Here is a 15,089-nt window from a genome sequence, read left to right as displayed (position 1 = left end):
CATACTGGACGTGGGCTGCTACACTCCTGAGCCGTGAGTAGTTTCCTCATTCGCTGCGCGGTCATCTCCGAGCAAAAAGAGCTTGAGGCCCTGCAATTACGTGCGTCCCTCACCAATACTGGCGATCGTGACGCCTTACTCGCCCACCCTGATGCGATCGAACTGCCGATAGATCAGATCGCTGCGGGTGCGGTCTTCGTCTCGGAACGAAACGGCGAGATCGTTGGATTTGCGGCGTTGCTGCCTCGGCCGGATGGAGATGTTGAACTCGACGCCCTGTTCGTTGACCCGGACATCCGGCGTTGTGGCGTCGGAAGATCGCTGGTCGACCACTGCGTCCAGATGGTCCGCGCACAAGGATCCGCTGCGCTTTGCGTTATCGGTAATCCCTATGCCTTCGACTTTTACACCGCATGTGGTTTCACCGCTGTCGGAACGACCGCGACTCGTTTCGGCCCCGGACTACTGATGCGAAAGATGGTATGACCGTTAGTCGCTCGACATCCTGAACTTCGACAGGGAGCCGGCTTTTTGGATAAGTGTCTTAATTTCGTTTAGTGCTGACAGATGGGATGAGAAGCCCAGTCTCCTCTATCTCTTGCGCTTCAAGCGCATCGATCAATGGCCGAGATGCGCTAGCGCGGCACGAAGGGGGGCGTCCGCAACACGAATAAATCCCTCGTACGGTGAATACATCTCCAGGATCAACAGGATCGCCCCGGAAGCCGAAAGGGCTGAGGCCAACATCACAGCAATGACTGTTCCGTTCGGAGGTGCGAGGAGACCCCAGATAACGAACGTTACGGTCAACCAGAAGACCATGATGACCAGCAACGGCTTGGAAACTACCAGAGTCGCCTGCTCATACATCAACATGCACATCTGCCCGATATTCACGGCAATGCTTAGCGCCTGGGACTTTATCGAACGTTGTAATTCATCGCTTGGATTAAGAGCCTGAATCTTGTCGTACAGGACACCACCGCCAATGGAAGCTGTGTCCAATCGGTGGGCTCGGGTACCGTTCTTCGACCAAGACTGATCGAGGATTTTCTCAGCCGTATTCGACAAAACTTCACGGGCTTCCTTTGTTTCGGTTCCGTAAAGGGCGAGGGCGCGGTCGAGGAACACAATGTTCGCCGAAATCTGGGTTATCTCCGTGGTCTGCGCATCATAAAAGCCCTTCGCCGAGGCGACGAGCAGGCCAAGAACCAGAGCAGACATTGTTCCGACCAGTCCCGTGGCAAGTTTGATTACGTCTCTTGAGTCATCACGGAGATGGTGATCAGGCAAGACACGGCGGAGAATCATCCCGACGAGTGTACCTCCAAATATGAATACGAAGGCAATCAGGCTCATGCTAGGCGAACTCATAGAGTGCTCCGGTGCGCCGTCTGATTATAGGGGTCGAATGACACAAATTGCGCACGCTTCGGCTCGAGGTTGATGTCCGCCACATACCTCCTGTTGGTTGTCTGAATTGCTCGCGAGAACTGCGTTTTTGTTCACTAGCTCCTATGAGAAGTTCCGTCGGTCACAAATCGCCTTCACTCATCCAGCGGATACGGGAATTCCCAGTATCTTCGACAGAAGCCCCCAGCCTTTCTTCGCTCGAGGGTTCCCTCAGCATCTGATTCAACACCAAGTCCTCCTCGTCTGCTATCTTCGGGTCGGAAACCTTAAAAACCCGAAAGAGAGACCCACCATGCACTGCGCCCCGGAAGAGTTGAAGCACGTTCCCCTGTTCGAGCTGTTCGACGATGAAGAGCTCGCCGTCCTCGCCGCACAGGTCGAGATTCGCCGCTTCGCCCCGCGCCAGCGCATCTTCAAGATCGCCGACCCCGGCAGCAAGGCCTACATCCTCATGTCCGGCAGCGTTCGCATCACCACCGTCGACGAGGACCACCAGGAGGTCATCGTCGACGAGCCCGCCCACGGAGGCTTCTTCGGCTTCGCCTCCATGCTCGACGAGACCCCCCACACCACCAACGCCATGGCCATGGAGCCTACCGAATGCATTGAGCTCGATCGCGGCGACATCGCCGAACTCCTCAAGCGAAAGCCCATGGCCGGACTCGACATGCTTACCGTCCTTGGCCGCCAGTTCCACGCCTCCCAGCGCCTCATTCAGCTCCGCGCCACCCGCAACGCCAACGCGATCATCGAAGAAAAGGCCACCCTCGGCGAGCGCGTCGCCGACGCCGTCGCCCACTTCGGCGGCTCCTGGAACTTCATCATCTCCTTCATGGTCGTACTTGTCGTCTACACCACAATCAACATCTTCGCCAAATCCCACACCTGGGACCCCTACCCGTTCATCCTCCTCAACCTCTTCCTCTCCATGCTCGCCGCCATCCAGGCCCCGGTCATCATGATGAGCCAGAACCGCCAGGACACCAAAGACCGCCTCCGTAGCGAACTCGACTTCGACGTCAACCGCCGAGCCGAATCCGAGATCCAGGCCCTCTCCCGCAAACTCAACCTAGCCATCGACAAAATCGGCGACGTCGAAGACCTCGTCCGCGACAGCCGCAGAGCAACAACGTGACTCCCTGGCACACCCTCGCCAACAAACGTTCGTCATTCTGAGCCGAAGGCGAAGAACCCCGCATTTCAGCGCGAGGCCCACCACGCCCATCGGAGAGCAAAATGCGCATCTGAGCGCAGCGCGAAAGTCGAAAGACCTGCGCTTTTCCACATTCACCAACACCAAGCTTTGTCAAGCCTAAAAACCACCTAAAGTATTCAAATCAAACAACATCCAAAGTGCCGATTAATTACCCTCACTTTGACACATTGGAAATGAAGTCAAAGAAAGCCCCGAGGCGCAACCTCTCGGGGCTTTTTCATCTTCAGGTATCTGCAAACGGAAGTACCCACCTAAGTATAATCTTTTGAAGACTTTGACACCAAAAGTACGGGGGGGGGACCCTACTCGTACCGCAGCGCCTCGATCGGATCCAAGTTCGCCGCTTGGATCGCCGGAATCATCCCGCTGACGACTCCCACGACGACCAACACGGTCGTCGCCACGATCACGATATTCGGTGAGATCAGCAGATAGATGTCCGCCGCGCTCCCGTTCGAGGCAATCGCGCTGTAGAACGTGATCCCGCCCACCAGCTTGCTGATGGTAAACGCAAGCACGATGCCGGCGATCCCGCCCACACCGGTGATCACCATCGCCTCAGCAAGAAACTGAAACAGAATGTGCCGCTTCCGCGCGCCCAGCGCCTTCTCGACGCCGATCTCGCGAGTCCGCTGCTGCACGCTTACCAGCATGATGTTCATCAGCCCGATGCCCGCGATCCCCAGCGTCAGGACGCCGATGAACAGCAGCAGCGCCTGCAGCGCAATCGAGATCAGCCGGAACTGTGCCAGCTGCTCCATGATGTTCGCCACGTAAATCGCATTCCGGTCCGTGGGACGGAACCCATGCGCCGCCCCCAGTTGGTTCCGCAGCGCCCGCTCCACGGCGCTGTGGTCCCCGTGATAGCTCATCCAGATGCCGTCGAGATACTTGGTGTCCTTGATGTCCCCCATCGTGGGGAACGGGATGTCGACGACGCGATTGATGTTGTCGTCGCCCTCCTGCATCTTCGCCTTCAGGACGCCGATCACCTCGAAGCTCACTCCGTTGAGCCGGATCTTCTGGCCCAGCGCGTATATGCCCGAGAACAGCTTCGTCTTCGCCTCCGACCCGATCACCGCAACGTGATTGCGCTGCTGAATATCGGCCGCCGAGATGAACCTGCCCTCCTCGATCTGCATGTTCATGATGTCCGCAAGCTCGGGAGTGACCCCATCGACCTCCCAGGTGAACGTATGCAGATCGTTCTGCACCGGAACCTGCTTCCACAGGATCGGCGAAACGTGAACGATCCCCGGAACTGTCTCTTGGATCCGCTCCACGTCATCCTGCTGGAACCGAACCTTGACGCCCGCCTTCGACCCTCCGGCCTGCTCACTCGTCCGTCCCGGAAAGACGCCGATCATGTTCGTTCCGAACTGCGCGAAGATCGTCTCAAACGCGCGCCCGAACCCCGCGCCGTAGGCCAGCAGCAGCACCACCGTGGCGATCCCCCACGCCATGCCGACAATCGTGATCGCAGTACGCCGCCCGTTGTGACGCATCGCCTCAATCGCCTGCGAGAAGATGTCCTTCAACATCGCTATTCCTTCCTCAGCGCTTCCACGGGCTCGAGCGCGGCCGCCTTGCTCGCGGGATAGAGTCCCGCAACCACGCCGCACAGCACCAGCGTGCCCATCGCCATCGCCGCCGACCACGGCACCAGCCGCGGTGGATCGAAGCCCATCTGGTTGTTCCCCATCGCCTTGCCCAGAACAAACATCAGCGTCGCCGCCCCAACTATGCCAATCAGACCGCTCAGCCCGGTCAGCATCAGCCCCTCAAGAAAGAACTGCATCAGGATGCTGCGATTGGTCGCCCCCAGAGCCTTGCGCAGACCGATCTCCTTGGTCCGCTCCGTCACCGTCACCAGCATGATGTTGATAATCCCAACCGCTCCCAGCGCCAGCGTCACAATCCCCACGCCCCCCAGGAAGACATCCATCGCCGTAAAAATCAGCCCGACCGTGCGCTGCGACTTGATCGTGTCCCACTCTTCAAAAGCGTCCTTCACCTTCGCGTCAAAGCCGTGCCGCTGCGCGATCACGCGATGCACCTCAGCCTTCGCGGTCTCATTCAGGTCGGGCGTCGAAGGCTGATACTGGATCGACGATATCGCATCCTGCGGGATGTTCTCCCCCGTGATCGGGAACAGCTCCAGCATCGTCGTCAGCGGGATATACATCCTCTGATTCTCGCCGTCGTTGTTTCCTCGGCCGATCTTCTCCACAACGCCGATCACCTGGAACCGCGCGCCATTGATCGTAATGAAGGCACCAATCGAAGGCCGCCCCGGAAACAGTAGCTTGTTGCTCTTCTGTCCCAACACCACGACCATGCGCCGCTGCGCCAAGTCGTCAGCGTTCAGATAGCGTCCCTGGGCGATCGGAAGGTTCCGTATCTCCGGATAGTTGACCTCGACACCCATCACCGAGCCGCCCGTGCTCGAGAACTCACTCACCTGCTTCAGGTCGCCGCGGTTGACGAACGCCGTCGCGTTGCGCACATGCTGGGCCTCGCTGCGGATAGCCTCCGCATCGCCCACCGTCAGCTTGTACGGCCTCATCCCCGTGTGCTGGTTCGGCATCGCGGGGATCGTCCCGCCCCAGGTCATGATGACGTCCTTGCCCAGCTGCGCCAGTCCTCGGCGCTGGCCCGAACGGAACCCCTCGCCCAACCCGATCAGCAGCAGCAGTGAGGCCACACCCCAGGCGATGCCGAACATCGTCAGAAACGAGCGCAGTTTGTTGGCTCCGATCGATCGGAAGACCTGGGCGAAGATGTCGAGTAAGGCGCGCATCACAGTCGTTGAACTAGGATATCCCTGTTCTCGTTACGCAACCGTGCTGAAAAGGTTCCCTCTGTGACCAAAACGGGGGATTTCAGGGATGAGCGAAACCCTGACGCGCTCCTGAGGCGTTTCTTGTCAGCTCCGGCGCCTCCGGATCGAGTTCAACCAGCGCCTCCGCTCCAAGCCGGTTCAGAAACGCAGCTGCAGCGTCGATCGTCTCCCTGCTGGCCGCGGGCGGATACAACAGTCGCACAATGCCGCCACCGAGAGGATTGCCCCGGAACGCAACGCTTCGGTCTGGACGATACACGCACGAGGCCAAGTCCGTAATGCTCAGCGCCTCGCTTGGCGTCAAGAGGATCGTCTTCGGCGGGGCCATCCGGTCGATCATGCTGAAGATCTCGAGCTTCGACTCAAGCTCGTCCGGCACGAAGTCGATCGCAATGTCGGCCTCGCGCACGGCGTCTTCGACCGTCGAGGCCAGCTCCAATTCGCCATGGCCTCCGCGCAGGCTCAGGTCGGCATACTCGGCCTCCGCCCGTCGCAGGTTCGATGGCATCACATCCTCAAGGACGACGTAGAAACCGGCCGCTGCACAGGCCATCGCGAAGCTCCGCCCCGCCTGTCCCGCTCCGATCACAGCCACCACGCGGGTCACGCGCGTTGGCTGCGATCCGTCCGCGGATTTCACTTCTTGCCTGCCACCGCTGCCAGCACTGTGTCGTAACTCGGCTCGGCGTGCTTGATGTGGTCGGCGACGCGCTGCCGCTCCTCCTCGGTCAGCGAGGGCAGCACGGCAAGAATCCGCCGCAGCGTGACCGAGATGTCGTCAACATAGTTCATAGTACGGATGGCTTCGCCAGAGAGAGGCATGGATGCTCCTGAAATTTGGATTGCTCTCCCAGTCTAAATGCTCGGACCGTGCTCTGCCGCCGAGCTGACAATCTCAATTGGCTCCGGCTCCGGAAGCACGTAGCCGTCCCGGTCCGTCATCTCCATCAGATCCGCCAGCTGCGTGGCGAAGTCAGGATGCAGCGCATGCAATCCATACCGCCAGGTCCAGTTTCCGTTGCCGGCCGCAGGAGTATTCATCCTCGCCTCGCTGCCCAGGTGCAGTACATCCTGCATCGGGATGATGCAGAGGTTCGCGACCGAGCGCGCCGCGGCCCGGATCATCGCCCACACCACATCGTCGTCATGGCGGATCGGCTGCAGATACGTCTGCAGATGCCTTCGCTCGCGCTCGCCCGTGTCCTCGCGCCACCATCCCAGCGTCGTGTTGTTGTCGTGTGTCCCGGTGTACACCACCATGTTCGGCACAAAGTTCTGCGGCAGGTGCAGATGGCTTCCACGATCTGAGAAGCCGAACTGCAACACACGCATTCCGGGCATGCGGAAGTGCTCGCGCAACTCATCGACCTCAGGCGTAATCAGGCCCAGATCCTCGGCTACGAACGGCAGTTCACCGAAGACCTCCCTGAGCCGCTTGAAGAGCTCATGACCCGGTGCCTTGACCCATACGCCGTTGATCGCCGTCTCCTCCTCAGCAGGAATCGACCAGTACGCCTCGAAGCCGCGGAAGTGATCCAGCCGTATCATGTCATACAGAGCCAGCGCACGCCGAACACGTGCCACCCACCAGTCGAATCCGCGCTGCTCCAGCAGTCTCCACTTGTACAGGGGATTGCCCCACCGCTGCCCCGTCTTCGAAAAATAATCGGGCGGCACGCCGGAGACGCGCAGCGGCCTGCGTTCAGCGTCCAGTTCGAAGATCTCCGGATGGGTCCAGACGTCGGCGCTGTCGTAGCTCACAAAGATCGCCACATCGCCCAGGATGCGTACCTTCCGCTCCACGCAGTAGCTGCGAAGTGCGCTCCACTGCTCGTGGAAGAAGAACTGAATCACCTGCTCGATCGCAAGCTCGCGGCCGTGCGCATTCAGCGTCTGCGTCATCGCATCGTCCTTGCGATGCGCGTATTCGGCCGGCCACTCATGCCAGCTCACATATCCGAACCTTCTCCGCAGCACGATAAACATCGCGTAGTCGGCAAGCCAGGAGATGTTGGCCTTTGAGAAGTGTTGAAATCGAGCCCTTGCCGCATCCGGCGCACGATCCAGAAAGTTTGTAGCCGCCTCTTCGATCAGGGGCAGCTTCTGCTTCGTCGCCGCCTCGAAGTTTGCCGGGCCGTCGTGCCCGGGCAGTCCCGCAACGTGCTCCGCCGTCAGCCATCCATCCGCGACCAGCCGCTCCAGGCTGATAAGCAGAGGGTTGCCTGCAAACGCCGAGAGCGCCGAGTACGGCGAGCTTCCATAGCCCGTCGGGCTCAGCGGAAGCACCTGCCACAGCCGCTGTTTTGCAGCCGCCAGAAAGTCGACAAAGGCATACGCCGCTGGACCGAAGTCCCCAATCCCTCCATAAGAAGGCAGTGACGTTACGTGCAGCAGAACACCCGATAACCGCTCCTCGTTTACCGCTCCCCCGTTCATTCGCACACCCCCTGCTGATGAACAGAGTGTGCCACGTCCGCGATAAAAAATCAGGGGCCCGTCCATAAATAGGAACGGGCCCGGAGCTAAACCGCCGTGCACTCAAGCGGGAAGACTAATTTCCGGCAGGCAACGATGGCGCGGACTTCTTCGCGTAGCGCACCGCGCCACTCTCTTCATACTTCTTCGTCACGTTGCCGACGTACACCTGGAAGATCTGCTCGCGCTGATCGTTCAACAGCTGCTCGCGCGTCTGCTGGAAGTTCTTCGCGATGTCCTCCGCGGTCGGCTCCTGCTTGTCCACTACGCTCAGCACCACTCCCGAGCGGCCGAGGTTAAGCGGCCCCGAGATCGCACCCTCGTTCAGCGTGAAGGCAACCGAGGCCGGCCCAGTCATTGAGCCGATCTCCGGAACCTGCGCATCCCTTCCGACCAGATCGCTGGTCTTCACCGGAATGTTCATCTCCGCGGCGGCCTTCTTCAGGTCGTTCAGGACCTTCGCGCGATCAACTAGCTTGTTCAGCTGCGTGTTCAACAGCAGAGGAAGCTGCTGCTCGCGATAGTCCTCGAGGATGTGCGACTTGTAATCCGCAAACTGAGGAGCGTGCGCCGCCTTGATCTCGGTCACCTGGAAGACCGCAAACCCGTCGCCGGTCGAGACCGCGGCGGGATCGGCTCCCTTGATCACCGAGAAGGCCTGCGTCAGTAACGGCGCAGCATCGGCCAGCCCGGCGATCACGCCGTCCTTGCCGATGTAGTCCGTCGTCACCACGTGCAGCCCGCGCGCTTGCGCTGCCTTCTCCATGCCGTTCTTCTTCGCATCGGAGGCAAGCTGCGAGGCATAAGTCTGCTCCGCGGCGCCGATGCGCTGCTGCTCAAGCACGGGCACGATCTCAGCCTTCACCTCGGAGAGCGGCCGCAGGTGCGCCGTCTTCTTCTCCTCAACCTGCAGGATGTGATAGCCGAACTGGGTCTTGACCAGGTCCGAGGTCTGCCCCGGAGCCAACGTAAACGCCACCTTGTCGAACTCAGGAACCGTGCGCCCGCGATCGAGCCAGCCCAGCTCGCCGCCCGCCGTCTTGCTGCCCGGGTCGTCCGAGTTCTTACTCGCAAGCTCGGCAAAGTTCCCCCCGCTCTTGATTTGCTTCAGCAGGTCCTCGGCCTTGGCCTTCGCAGCCTGATCGGTCTTCGCATCCGCTCCCTGAGGAACTGCGATCAGGATGTGCCGGACCTTCACCTGCTCCTTCACCTGGTACTGCGCCTGGTGCTGGTTGTAGTACGCCTGCACATCGGCGTCGGATATCTGCGGCTTGCCGCCCGGCAGATTCGAAGCGTCGAACGACACGTACTGAATCTTGCGCGTCTCTGGAACCGCGTTCGCATACTTCGCGGCATTGTCCTTGAAGAACTTCTCAAGTTCCGCATCGGTCGGATTGATCGTCTTGCGCAGGTCCTCGGCCGAGATCGACGCGTAGTCGAACTTCACCTTCGTGCCCTGCACGCGATACGCCTCGCGCACAGCATTGTCCGAGACCGTCACGCCGCCGGTGATCAGCGCCTGAAGCCGCTGCAGCTCCATGTCGCTCTTGATCTGTGTCTCGAACTCCGCGCGGCTGGTCTGGAAGAAGTTCTGCACAAAGTTCATGTAAGCGTCGTCGCCGATGTACTTGCCGCCCGGGAACAGGTACTGCGCAAACGGCCCTGTTTCCAACTCGCGCCGCAGGTCCTCGTCGCTTACCTGCAGATTCATCCGGTCGGCCTCGTGCTTCAGAATCTGACGCTGCACCAGCACCTGGCCGGCGCGCTGCGACATATAAGGAAGCAGAAACTCGGGAAGGCGCTGCTGCTGCAGCTGCCGCGCCGCCAGCTGGTTCACCTCGGTCATCTTCACCGCGGTGTTGTCAATGCCAAGACGGCCAATTAGGCCAGGCTCGCGCACGGTCGCAAAGACGTTCGCATCGTTCACCGAGGCGTTGTCAAAGACGCCCGGCACAAGCGTGATCACCATGGTGATCACCGCAAAGCCAATAATGACAGCAAAGAGAATCTTCGTGATGCGGTTGTCCTGCTGCAGAATACGAATCATGCGTGACTAACGACCTTCACTTCGAGCGCCACCGCTAGGATGAGCGCGTGCCCGGAATTTGCGAAGCCGATGCGCACCCCGAGGGGGCCGCGCTGGATGCAAGGCAAGTTACGAGTATAAATCAACCGAGCCGCCCGAATCTCCCCGCATCCGGCGAAACACGCCCCCCAGCATCGCCTCGCCTCACAACCAAAAAGAAAAAGGCCCGGGCGTCCCCGGACCTCTCCTCTTAACCATCGCACTCGTTACCGATAGTAGGGGTAGTAGTACGGATACGGGTAGTACGCCGGCCCATAATATCCCGGTCCGTAGTACCCCGGCCCATAGCCCGGCGGAGGCGGCGGATACCGGCGACGCATCTGAGGCTGTCCAGCTCCGGGTGGCGGCAACTCCGCGGCCAGCCGGTCCAACTCCCCTTGCGAGGCCGTCGTCAGCGCGGCCTGCTGGCTCAGCCGGAAGCTCACAATCGCCTCCGAGGGAACCACTGCCTCGCCCTGCTTTGAGAGCGACGAAACTCCCAGTCCGGCCACGCCGCCGATCCCCGCTCCCGCCAGAGCCCCCGGGCCGCCTCCCGCGATCGCGCCGATCATCGCGCCCACCGCGCCCAGACCGACCGTATTGCCCACCGTCTGCCCCGTTTTGTCATATCCCTGCTGCTCATACGCCTCGGTGGCCAGCGGGTAGGGGTGGCCCTCCAGCGTCACCTGCGTCAGCTCGAGCGCAAGCCCGCCACGCCCCCTCATATTCCCGCCGGGGTGCGTATCCACGACCTGTCCCTGCACAGGAGCTCCGCGGGGAATCGCCACCGCGCCGTCGGCAATCACATCGCTGATCACCACGCCATTAAACATCATTCCCGGCTGCGTGCGCCGGCTATCCATCGCCTGATTGATCCTCACCCGCACCATAGTTCCAGCAGGAACAACGACAGGCATCCCCGCCTGCTGAATGCGGCGAGGTTGCGGGTAATTGCCGTAAGGCTGCGTGCCATAGGAAGGCGGATACGCAGGTCCCGATTGCGGTCCAGGCTGCGGTCCCGGTTGTGCGCTCGATCCGGGAGGCGCCGTCTGCGACCGCTCGATCTGAGCCGGCGCGCTGTTCGTGCTGCCAACCTGGGCCTGCGGCGCTGGAGCACCCTCCGCCTGCGCATTGGGATTCATCTCAGGTGCAGCCTCCCCCGCCGTCTCCTCAGGCGGCTGACTACCCTCTGTCGTCGCAGACTCCGGCGTACCGACGGTCATCTCATCGACGACCTTCTTCACGCCCACTGTGTTCGCCACCAGCTGCTCGGCCTTTTCCCTTGAAGCTTCATCCCGTACCGTTCCGGTCAGCGTCACCACCCCGTAGACCGTCGTCGTGCCGATCGCCTGATCCGCCAGCTCCGGCGCGCCAGCCAGGGCTCTCAGCACATTTGACTCCACCTGGGCATCGGGCATGGGCTTGTCCTGAGCAAGACCAGCCGACGCGGCCAAACCCGCTCCCAACACCATCCCCGCAACGTTCAGCCACAACCTGCCGTTCCCGTTCATACAACCCTCCAAACACGACCCAAAGGCACTACTCCATCAAACGCATTCCAACAAAGAAAGTTACGCCCTCCAAGCATCGATCGTGAAGACAAATCTTAAACAAAGCGAGACCCACCGGGATTTGACCCTTATGCTGAGTAGCGATATATTTAACAAGCGGGGTGGAGCAGCCCGGTAGCTCGTTGGGCTCATAACCCAAAGGTCGTAGGTTCAAATCCTACCCCCGCAACCATTTAGCCGAAAGGCCAACCCAGAATAACCCACCCAGTCAGCGACCTCAAAAACGCACGGTGGGTTTTCTTGTGTTTGCAGGGTCCTTTTCACGGTTATGCGCTCCTCAGTGCCATCCTGACCACCTTGCTGTTGGCCTCACGCTTGGCGCCCATCAAAGCGTTCCCGTAAATGTTCATCGTGGTCGAGACCTGGGCGTGGCGCATCAGCTTCTGCTGCACCCCGACAGGCGCTCCGCTGTCGTCCAGCCACGACCGGTAGGTATGGCGGAAGGTATGCCACCCCACCCCGTCGTACTTCCCGGCTGCATCCCAGCGCTCCTCATGAATCGGCAAACGACCGCCGTTCGGAGTCGGACTCTCCTGCCGGCACCAGACGCCGGCAGCAACGCCACACTTCGGACACGCCACCAGACAGCATCCGGCAGGACGGATATAGTCTTGCTGAATGGGAGCCGTGTGGAAGTGCCTGCCGGTAGCGCTGCTGGGAAAGAGAAGGTCTGACCCTATCAGGTGGGTTTTTCCTTCGGATTTCGCCTTTTCCTCGGACTGAACCTTCCAGTCCAGAAGAACCGCCGCGAAGTCGGGATCGAGCGGAAGCTCGTCCTCCGAATACTCGGTTTTCACCATCTTGACTCGACCGTGAACGACAGCCCGGACGACCTTCATGCTTTGGTTCTCGAAGTCGATATCCCGCCATTCGAGCGCCAGCACCTCTTCGGCCCGAAGGCCGGTACACTGCGCCACCACCACCATGATCTGATAGGGTTGCGGCAGCAGTTCGAGGATCTGGTAATACTGCTCGACCGTCAGCACAATCGGCTTCTTCTGCCGCTTACTGATGCCCTTGACCTCGACCAGTTCCATCGGATTCCGCTGCCACTCGACCAGTTCCCACAACATCGCCTTCTCATACAGACGATGCATGACGGCCTTGACATGGCCCTTGGTCTTCGGTGCGGCATCCATCTTCTTCAGCCATTCCTGGACCCCGAGCGGTTTGATTCGAGTGATGCGGGTTGTTCCCCACTTCTCCCGGACACGCTTGATGACGCTCAGGTAAGAGACGACTGTCGAATAGCTCAGCTCGCCTTCGCCCTCGCACCGGTCACCGGGGCGGCGCTGCTTGATCTCCAGCAGCTTCTCCTCCTCGATGAAGCGGTCCAGAATGGCGGCGAATGTGGGCTCAAGAATGGCCCGAGTCGGGTTTTCGGAGTTGAGTTTGAGCACAAAAGCCTCCAGATGCCGCGTGACGGCAATCTCGGTCGGAAACTTTTCAGCGCTCAGATACATCGACGTGTCCTTATCGGTCGTGGGATCTTTGAATCGGTACTCCCACGCCCATTGATCGTTGGCCCGCGCCACCTGGCGCAGACTGCCTCGTTGATAGCGTTGCCGTCTGTGTTTCAAGGATGTTGCTCCTCTCCAGTCAGAACGGCATAGTCGGTTGTGGTTGAGTTTAATCCATGTTCCAGCCACGCATTCAAAGAACTGAGACGGAATTTCCAGCGCTTCCCTACCTTCAAAGCGGGCACTTTTTTGTTACGAGCCATCCGCTCCAGCGTCTTCCAATGCATGCCCAGAACTGCTGCGGCCTCCTCCAGATTCAGCAATGGCTCGAATTCACGTGACTGTGGACCTCGCATACCGTCTGCGTTTGTCATCAGGAGCCCTCCCTGACCTCAAACTAGGCCGATCTGTCGCCCGGATTATTACCTTTTCGGACGCATTATTCCATCTGGAGCAATAATCCAGAACCACACTCTGTTGCCTTGAGACCACAGTCGCCGAGTCGCTGACTTGAACCCTCTGGATGTATGCGTGATGATCGACTCAGCCAATGAGCAACACGCCGACAACCCCGCCAGGCAGCACACCACCAGTTCCGCCCTTCTGGAACAACGAGGACGACTGGATCGTGCTGATCGAATTTCTGCGCAGGGATGACGACGAGGGCCGTGCGCGTGGAGCAGAGTCCATCGGGTATATGCTCGGCTTTGCCCGGATGACCGATACTCGCATGTTGGCACTGGTTGGCGATGCGGAAGCAGACATCTACGAGCTTATGTTCTCCTTCTCCTCTGCGGAGAATAAAGCTGAGTTCCTGCGTCTGCTCCATTCGAACGATGCAACCGACTGCGAAGACAACGAAATCCTTATTCCGCGTCAGGACGAGATTGAAGCAGCCCAGCCCATCGCACGCGTGTTGCCCGAAGATGTCATGCAGCAGGTTACTGTGATCGCAACGATGCTGTTCGACGGTGGGTCGAAGGTCATCCAGTAGCATGCGTCCACACTCGCATTGATAGGGCCATGAGCAATCGTGCCGGGCGCTCTGTCTGACGCGCGCCTTCCGCGTTCGCCATCGGTATGCCCAATTTCCAGTCCATTTTCCCTGCGCGTTGACCGGACACTGCTTCGGGTCTCAACCGCCGCCCTGCGGACTGCGCGTGTTCTGCTTCGGCCTGACGGCCGCCCCTGCGGGTTTCGGGTCTCTCCAAAACAATCTTCTGCAACGAACGCAGAACATTCTTTCGGCCCTCCCGAAAATGCACCCGCTTGCCTTGGGAGGCGGGCCCCTTGCATCGCTCCGCGTGGTGTGTCCCGAGCGCCTTCAGAGGCAAGGGACAAAAAGGAGATTTCAGAGATGGCAACCACAAGCGTAGCAACCGCGCAGCAGAGCGACTTCACCAACCAGATCTTTCATGGCGATTGCATCGAAGTAATGGGTCAGATGCCCGCGAACAGCGTCGATTTCATCCTCACTGATCCGCCCTATCTCGTGAACTACCGTGACCGCAGTGGACGGACGATTCAGAACGATGTCGATGAGAGCTGGCTCAAGCCCGCGATGCAGGAAGCGTACCGCGTACTCAAGCAGGACCGCGTCGCAATCATGTTCTACGGATGGACGAAGATCGACGCGTTCTTCGAAGCGTGGCGCATCGCAGGTTTCCAGCCTGTCGGACACATCGTATTTCGTAAGAGCTATAGCTCGAAGAGCAGGTTCCTCCGCTACCAGCAGTCGCCGAAGCGACACAGAGCAGATCTCCCGGGGTAAGTTCAATCGCCTTCTGCGCACAATCGCCGAATCTACGCTCCGCGTACTTGATGGATGTGGGCTTCGCGGTAAGTCGCCCGCTCGCCCTACGCTCACGCCTTGTATCCGATATTTGTCAATCGACTCGCGCATTTGCTCCACGCTTCCTTCAGATCCCGCCTCGCGACGGTAGCCCTTGCGTTCTTGCTAACCCTTACCTCCATCAGGTCGGGTAGAGGACTTGCACCTCCAAGCTGTTGAACATGCCCGGCACACGACTAAACCGCTTCGCGGTAT

Annotated in this window: 14 protein-coding genes and 1 tRNA gene; 5 read left to right on the top strand and 10 right to left on the bottom strand. The window is 59.9% G+C overall.

The window, feature by feature from the left end; translation table 11 throughout:
- Positions 1-33: 33 nt before the first annotated feature.
- Positions 34-486, top strand: coding sequence for a GNAT family N-acetyltransferase (locus Q363_RS06610; protein WP_035348856.1), 453 nt, complete (start codon positions 34-36; stop codon positions 484-486).
- A gap of 132 nt (positions 487-618) precedes the next feature.
- Here Q363_RS06610 and Q363_RS06605 read toward each other — a convergent pair whose 3' ends face one another.
- The gene (locus tag Q363_RS06605; protein ID WP_051978468.1) at positions 619-1,359 is read right to left on the bottom strand and encodes a bestrophin-like domain; all 741 of its coding nucleotides are present in this window, start codon (positions 1,357-1,359) and stop codon (positions 619-621) included.
- Positions 1,360-1,705: 346 nt separating this feature from the next.
- Here Q363_RS06605 and Q363_RS06600 point away from each other — a divergent pair, with 346 nt between their 5' ends.
- The gene (locus tag Q363_RS06600; RefSeq protein ID WP_035348854.1) at positions 1,706-2,548 is read left to right on the top strand and encodes a DUF1003 domain-containing protein; all 843 of its coding nucleotides are present in this window, start codon (positions 1,706-1,708) and stop codon (positions 2,546-2,548) included.
- Positions 2,549-2,931: 383 nt separating this feature from the next.
- Here Q363_RS06600 and Q363_RS06595 read toward each other — a convergent pair whose 3' ends face one another.
- The 7 genes from Q363_RS06595 to Q363_RS06565 form a co-directional block, all read right to left on the bottom strand.
- The gene (locus tag Q363_RS06595; RefSeq protein WP_035348853.1) at positions 2,932-4,170 is read right to left on the bottom strand and encodes an ABC transporter permease; all 1,239 of its coding nucleotides are present in this window, start codon (positions 4,168-4,170) and stop codon (positions 2,932-2,934) included.
- Between the two features lie 2 nt (positions 4,171-4,172).
- On the bottom strand, positions 4,173-5,429 hold the full coding sequence (locus tag Q363_RS06590; RefSeq protein WP_035348852.1) for an ABC transporter permease: 1,257 nt from the start codon (positions 5,427-5,429) through the stop codon (positions 4,173-4,175).
- A gap of 82 nt (positions 5,430-5,511) precedes the next feature.
- Positions 5,512-6,111, bottom strand: a complete 600-nt coding sequence (locus Q363_RS06585) for a 3-hydroxyacyl-CoA dehydrogenase NAD-binding domain-containing protein (protein ID WP_051978467.1) — start codon at positions 6,109-6,111, stop codon at positions 5,512-5,514.
- Positions 6,108-6,293: a hypothetical protein gene (locus Q363_RS06580; RefSeq protein ID WP_035348851.1), complete on the bottom strand. Its 186-nt coding sequence runs from the start codon at positions 6,291-6,293 to the stop codon at positions 6,108-6,110. Before Q363_RS06580 ends, Q363_RS06585 begins: the two co-directional genes overlap by 4 nt.
- Positions 6,294-6,326: 33 nt before the next feature.
- Positions 6,327-7,907 carry a 4-alpha-glucanotransferase gene (gene malQ, locus Q363_RS06575; RefSeq protein ID WP_035348850.1) on the bottom strand — a complete coding sequence of 527 codons (1,581 nt, stop codon included), beginning with the start codon at positions 7,905-7,907 and terminating at the stop codon, positions 6,327-6,329.
- Between the two features lie 115 nt (positions 7,908-8,022).
- Positions 8,023-9,993 (bottom strand): peptidyl-prolyl cis-trans isomerase, encoded by a 1,971-nt coding sequence (locus tag Q363_RS06570; RefSeq protein WP_035348849.1) that lies wholly within the window; start codon positions 9,991-9,993, stop codon positions 8,023-8,025.
- A 245-nt stretch (positions 9,994-10,238) separates the two neighbouring features.
- Positions 10,239-11,522 carry a BON domain-containing protein gene (locus Q363_RS06565; protein ID WP_035348848.1) on the bottom strand — a complete coding sequence of 428 codons (1,284 nt, stop codon included), beginning with the start codon at positions 11,520-11,522 and terminating at the stop codon, positions 10,239-10,241.
- A 155-nt stretch (positions 11,523-11,677) separates the two neighbouring features.
- Here Q363_RS06565 and Q363_RS06560 point away from each other — a divergent pair.
- Positions 11,678-11,754: transfer RNA gene (locus Q363_RS06560), tRNA-Met, on the top strand.
- 94 nt (positions 11,755-11,848) lie between these two features.
- Here Q363_RS06560 and Q363_RS06555 read toward each other — a convergent pair.
- Positions 11,849-13,162 carry a tyrosine-type recombinase/integrase gene (locus Q363_RS06555; RefSeq protein ID WP_157466586.1) on the bottom strand — a complete coding sequence of 438 codons (1,314 nt, stop codon included), beginning with the start codon at positions 13,160-13,162 and terminating at the stop codon, positions 11,849-11,851.
- Complete coding sequence (locus Q363_RS06550; protein ID WP_035348844.1) at positions 13,159-13,416, bottom strand: helix-turn-helix domain-containing protein; 258 nt, start codon at positions 13,414-13,416, stop codon at positions 13,159-13,161. Before Q363_RS06550 ends, Q363_RS06555 begins: the two co-directional genes overlap by 4 nt.
- 176 nt (positions 13,417-13,592) lie before the next feature.
- On the opposite strand from Q363_RS06550, the gene Q363_RS06545 reads away from it, so the two are divergent.
- Together Q363_RS06545 and Q363_RS06540 are read left to right on the top strand one after the other, a co-directional pair.
- On the top strand, positions 13,593-14,036 hold the full coding sequence (locus Q363_RS06545; RefSeq protein ID WP_035348843.1) for a hypothetical protein: 444 nt from the start codon (positions 13,593-13,595) through the stop codon (positions 14,034-14,036).
- A 363-nt stretch (positions 14,037-14,399) separates the two neighbouring features.
- Positions 14,400-14,813 (top strand): DNA methyltransferase, encoded by a 414-nt coding sequence (locus Q363_RS06540; protein WP_051978466.1) that lies wholly within the window; start codon positions 14,400-14,402, stop codon positions 14,811-14,813.
- Positions 14,814-15,089 lie beyond the last annotated feature (276 nt).

Origin of the sequence: Edaphobacter aggregans DSM 19364, from assembly GCF_000745965.1 — a bacterium.
Classification (GTDB): domain Bacteria; phylum Acidobacteriota; class Terriglobia; order Terriglobales; family Acidobacteriaceae; genus Edaphobacter; species Edaphobacter aggregans.
Note: the sequence above shows the minus strand (reverse complement) of the source record. Positions and strands in the feature narration are given on the sequence as shown.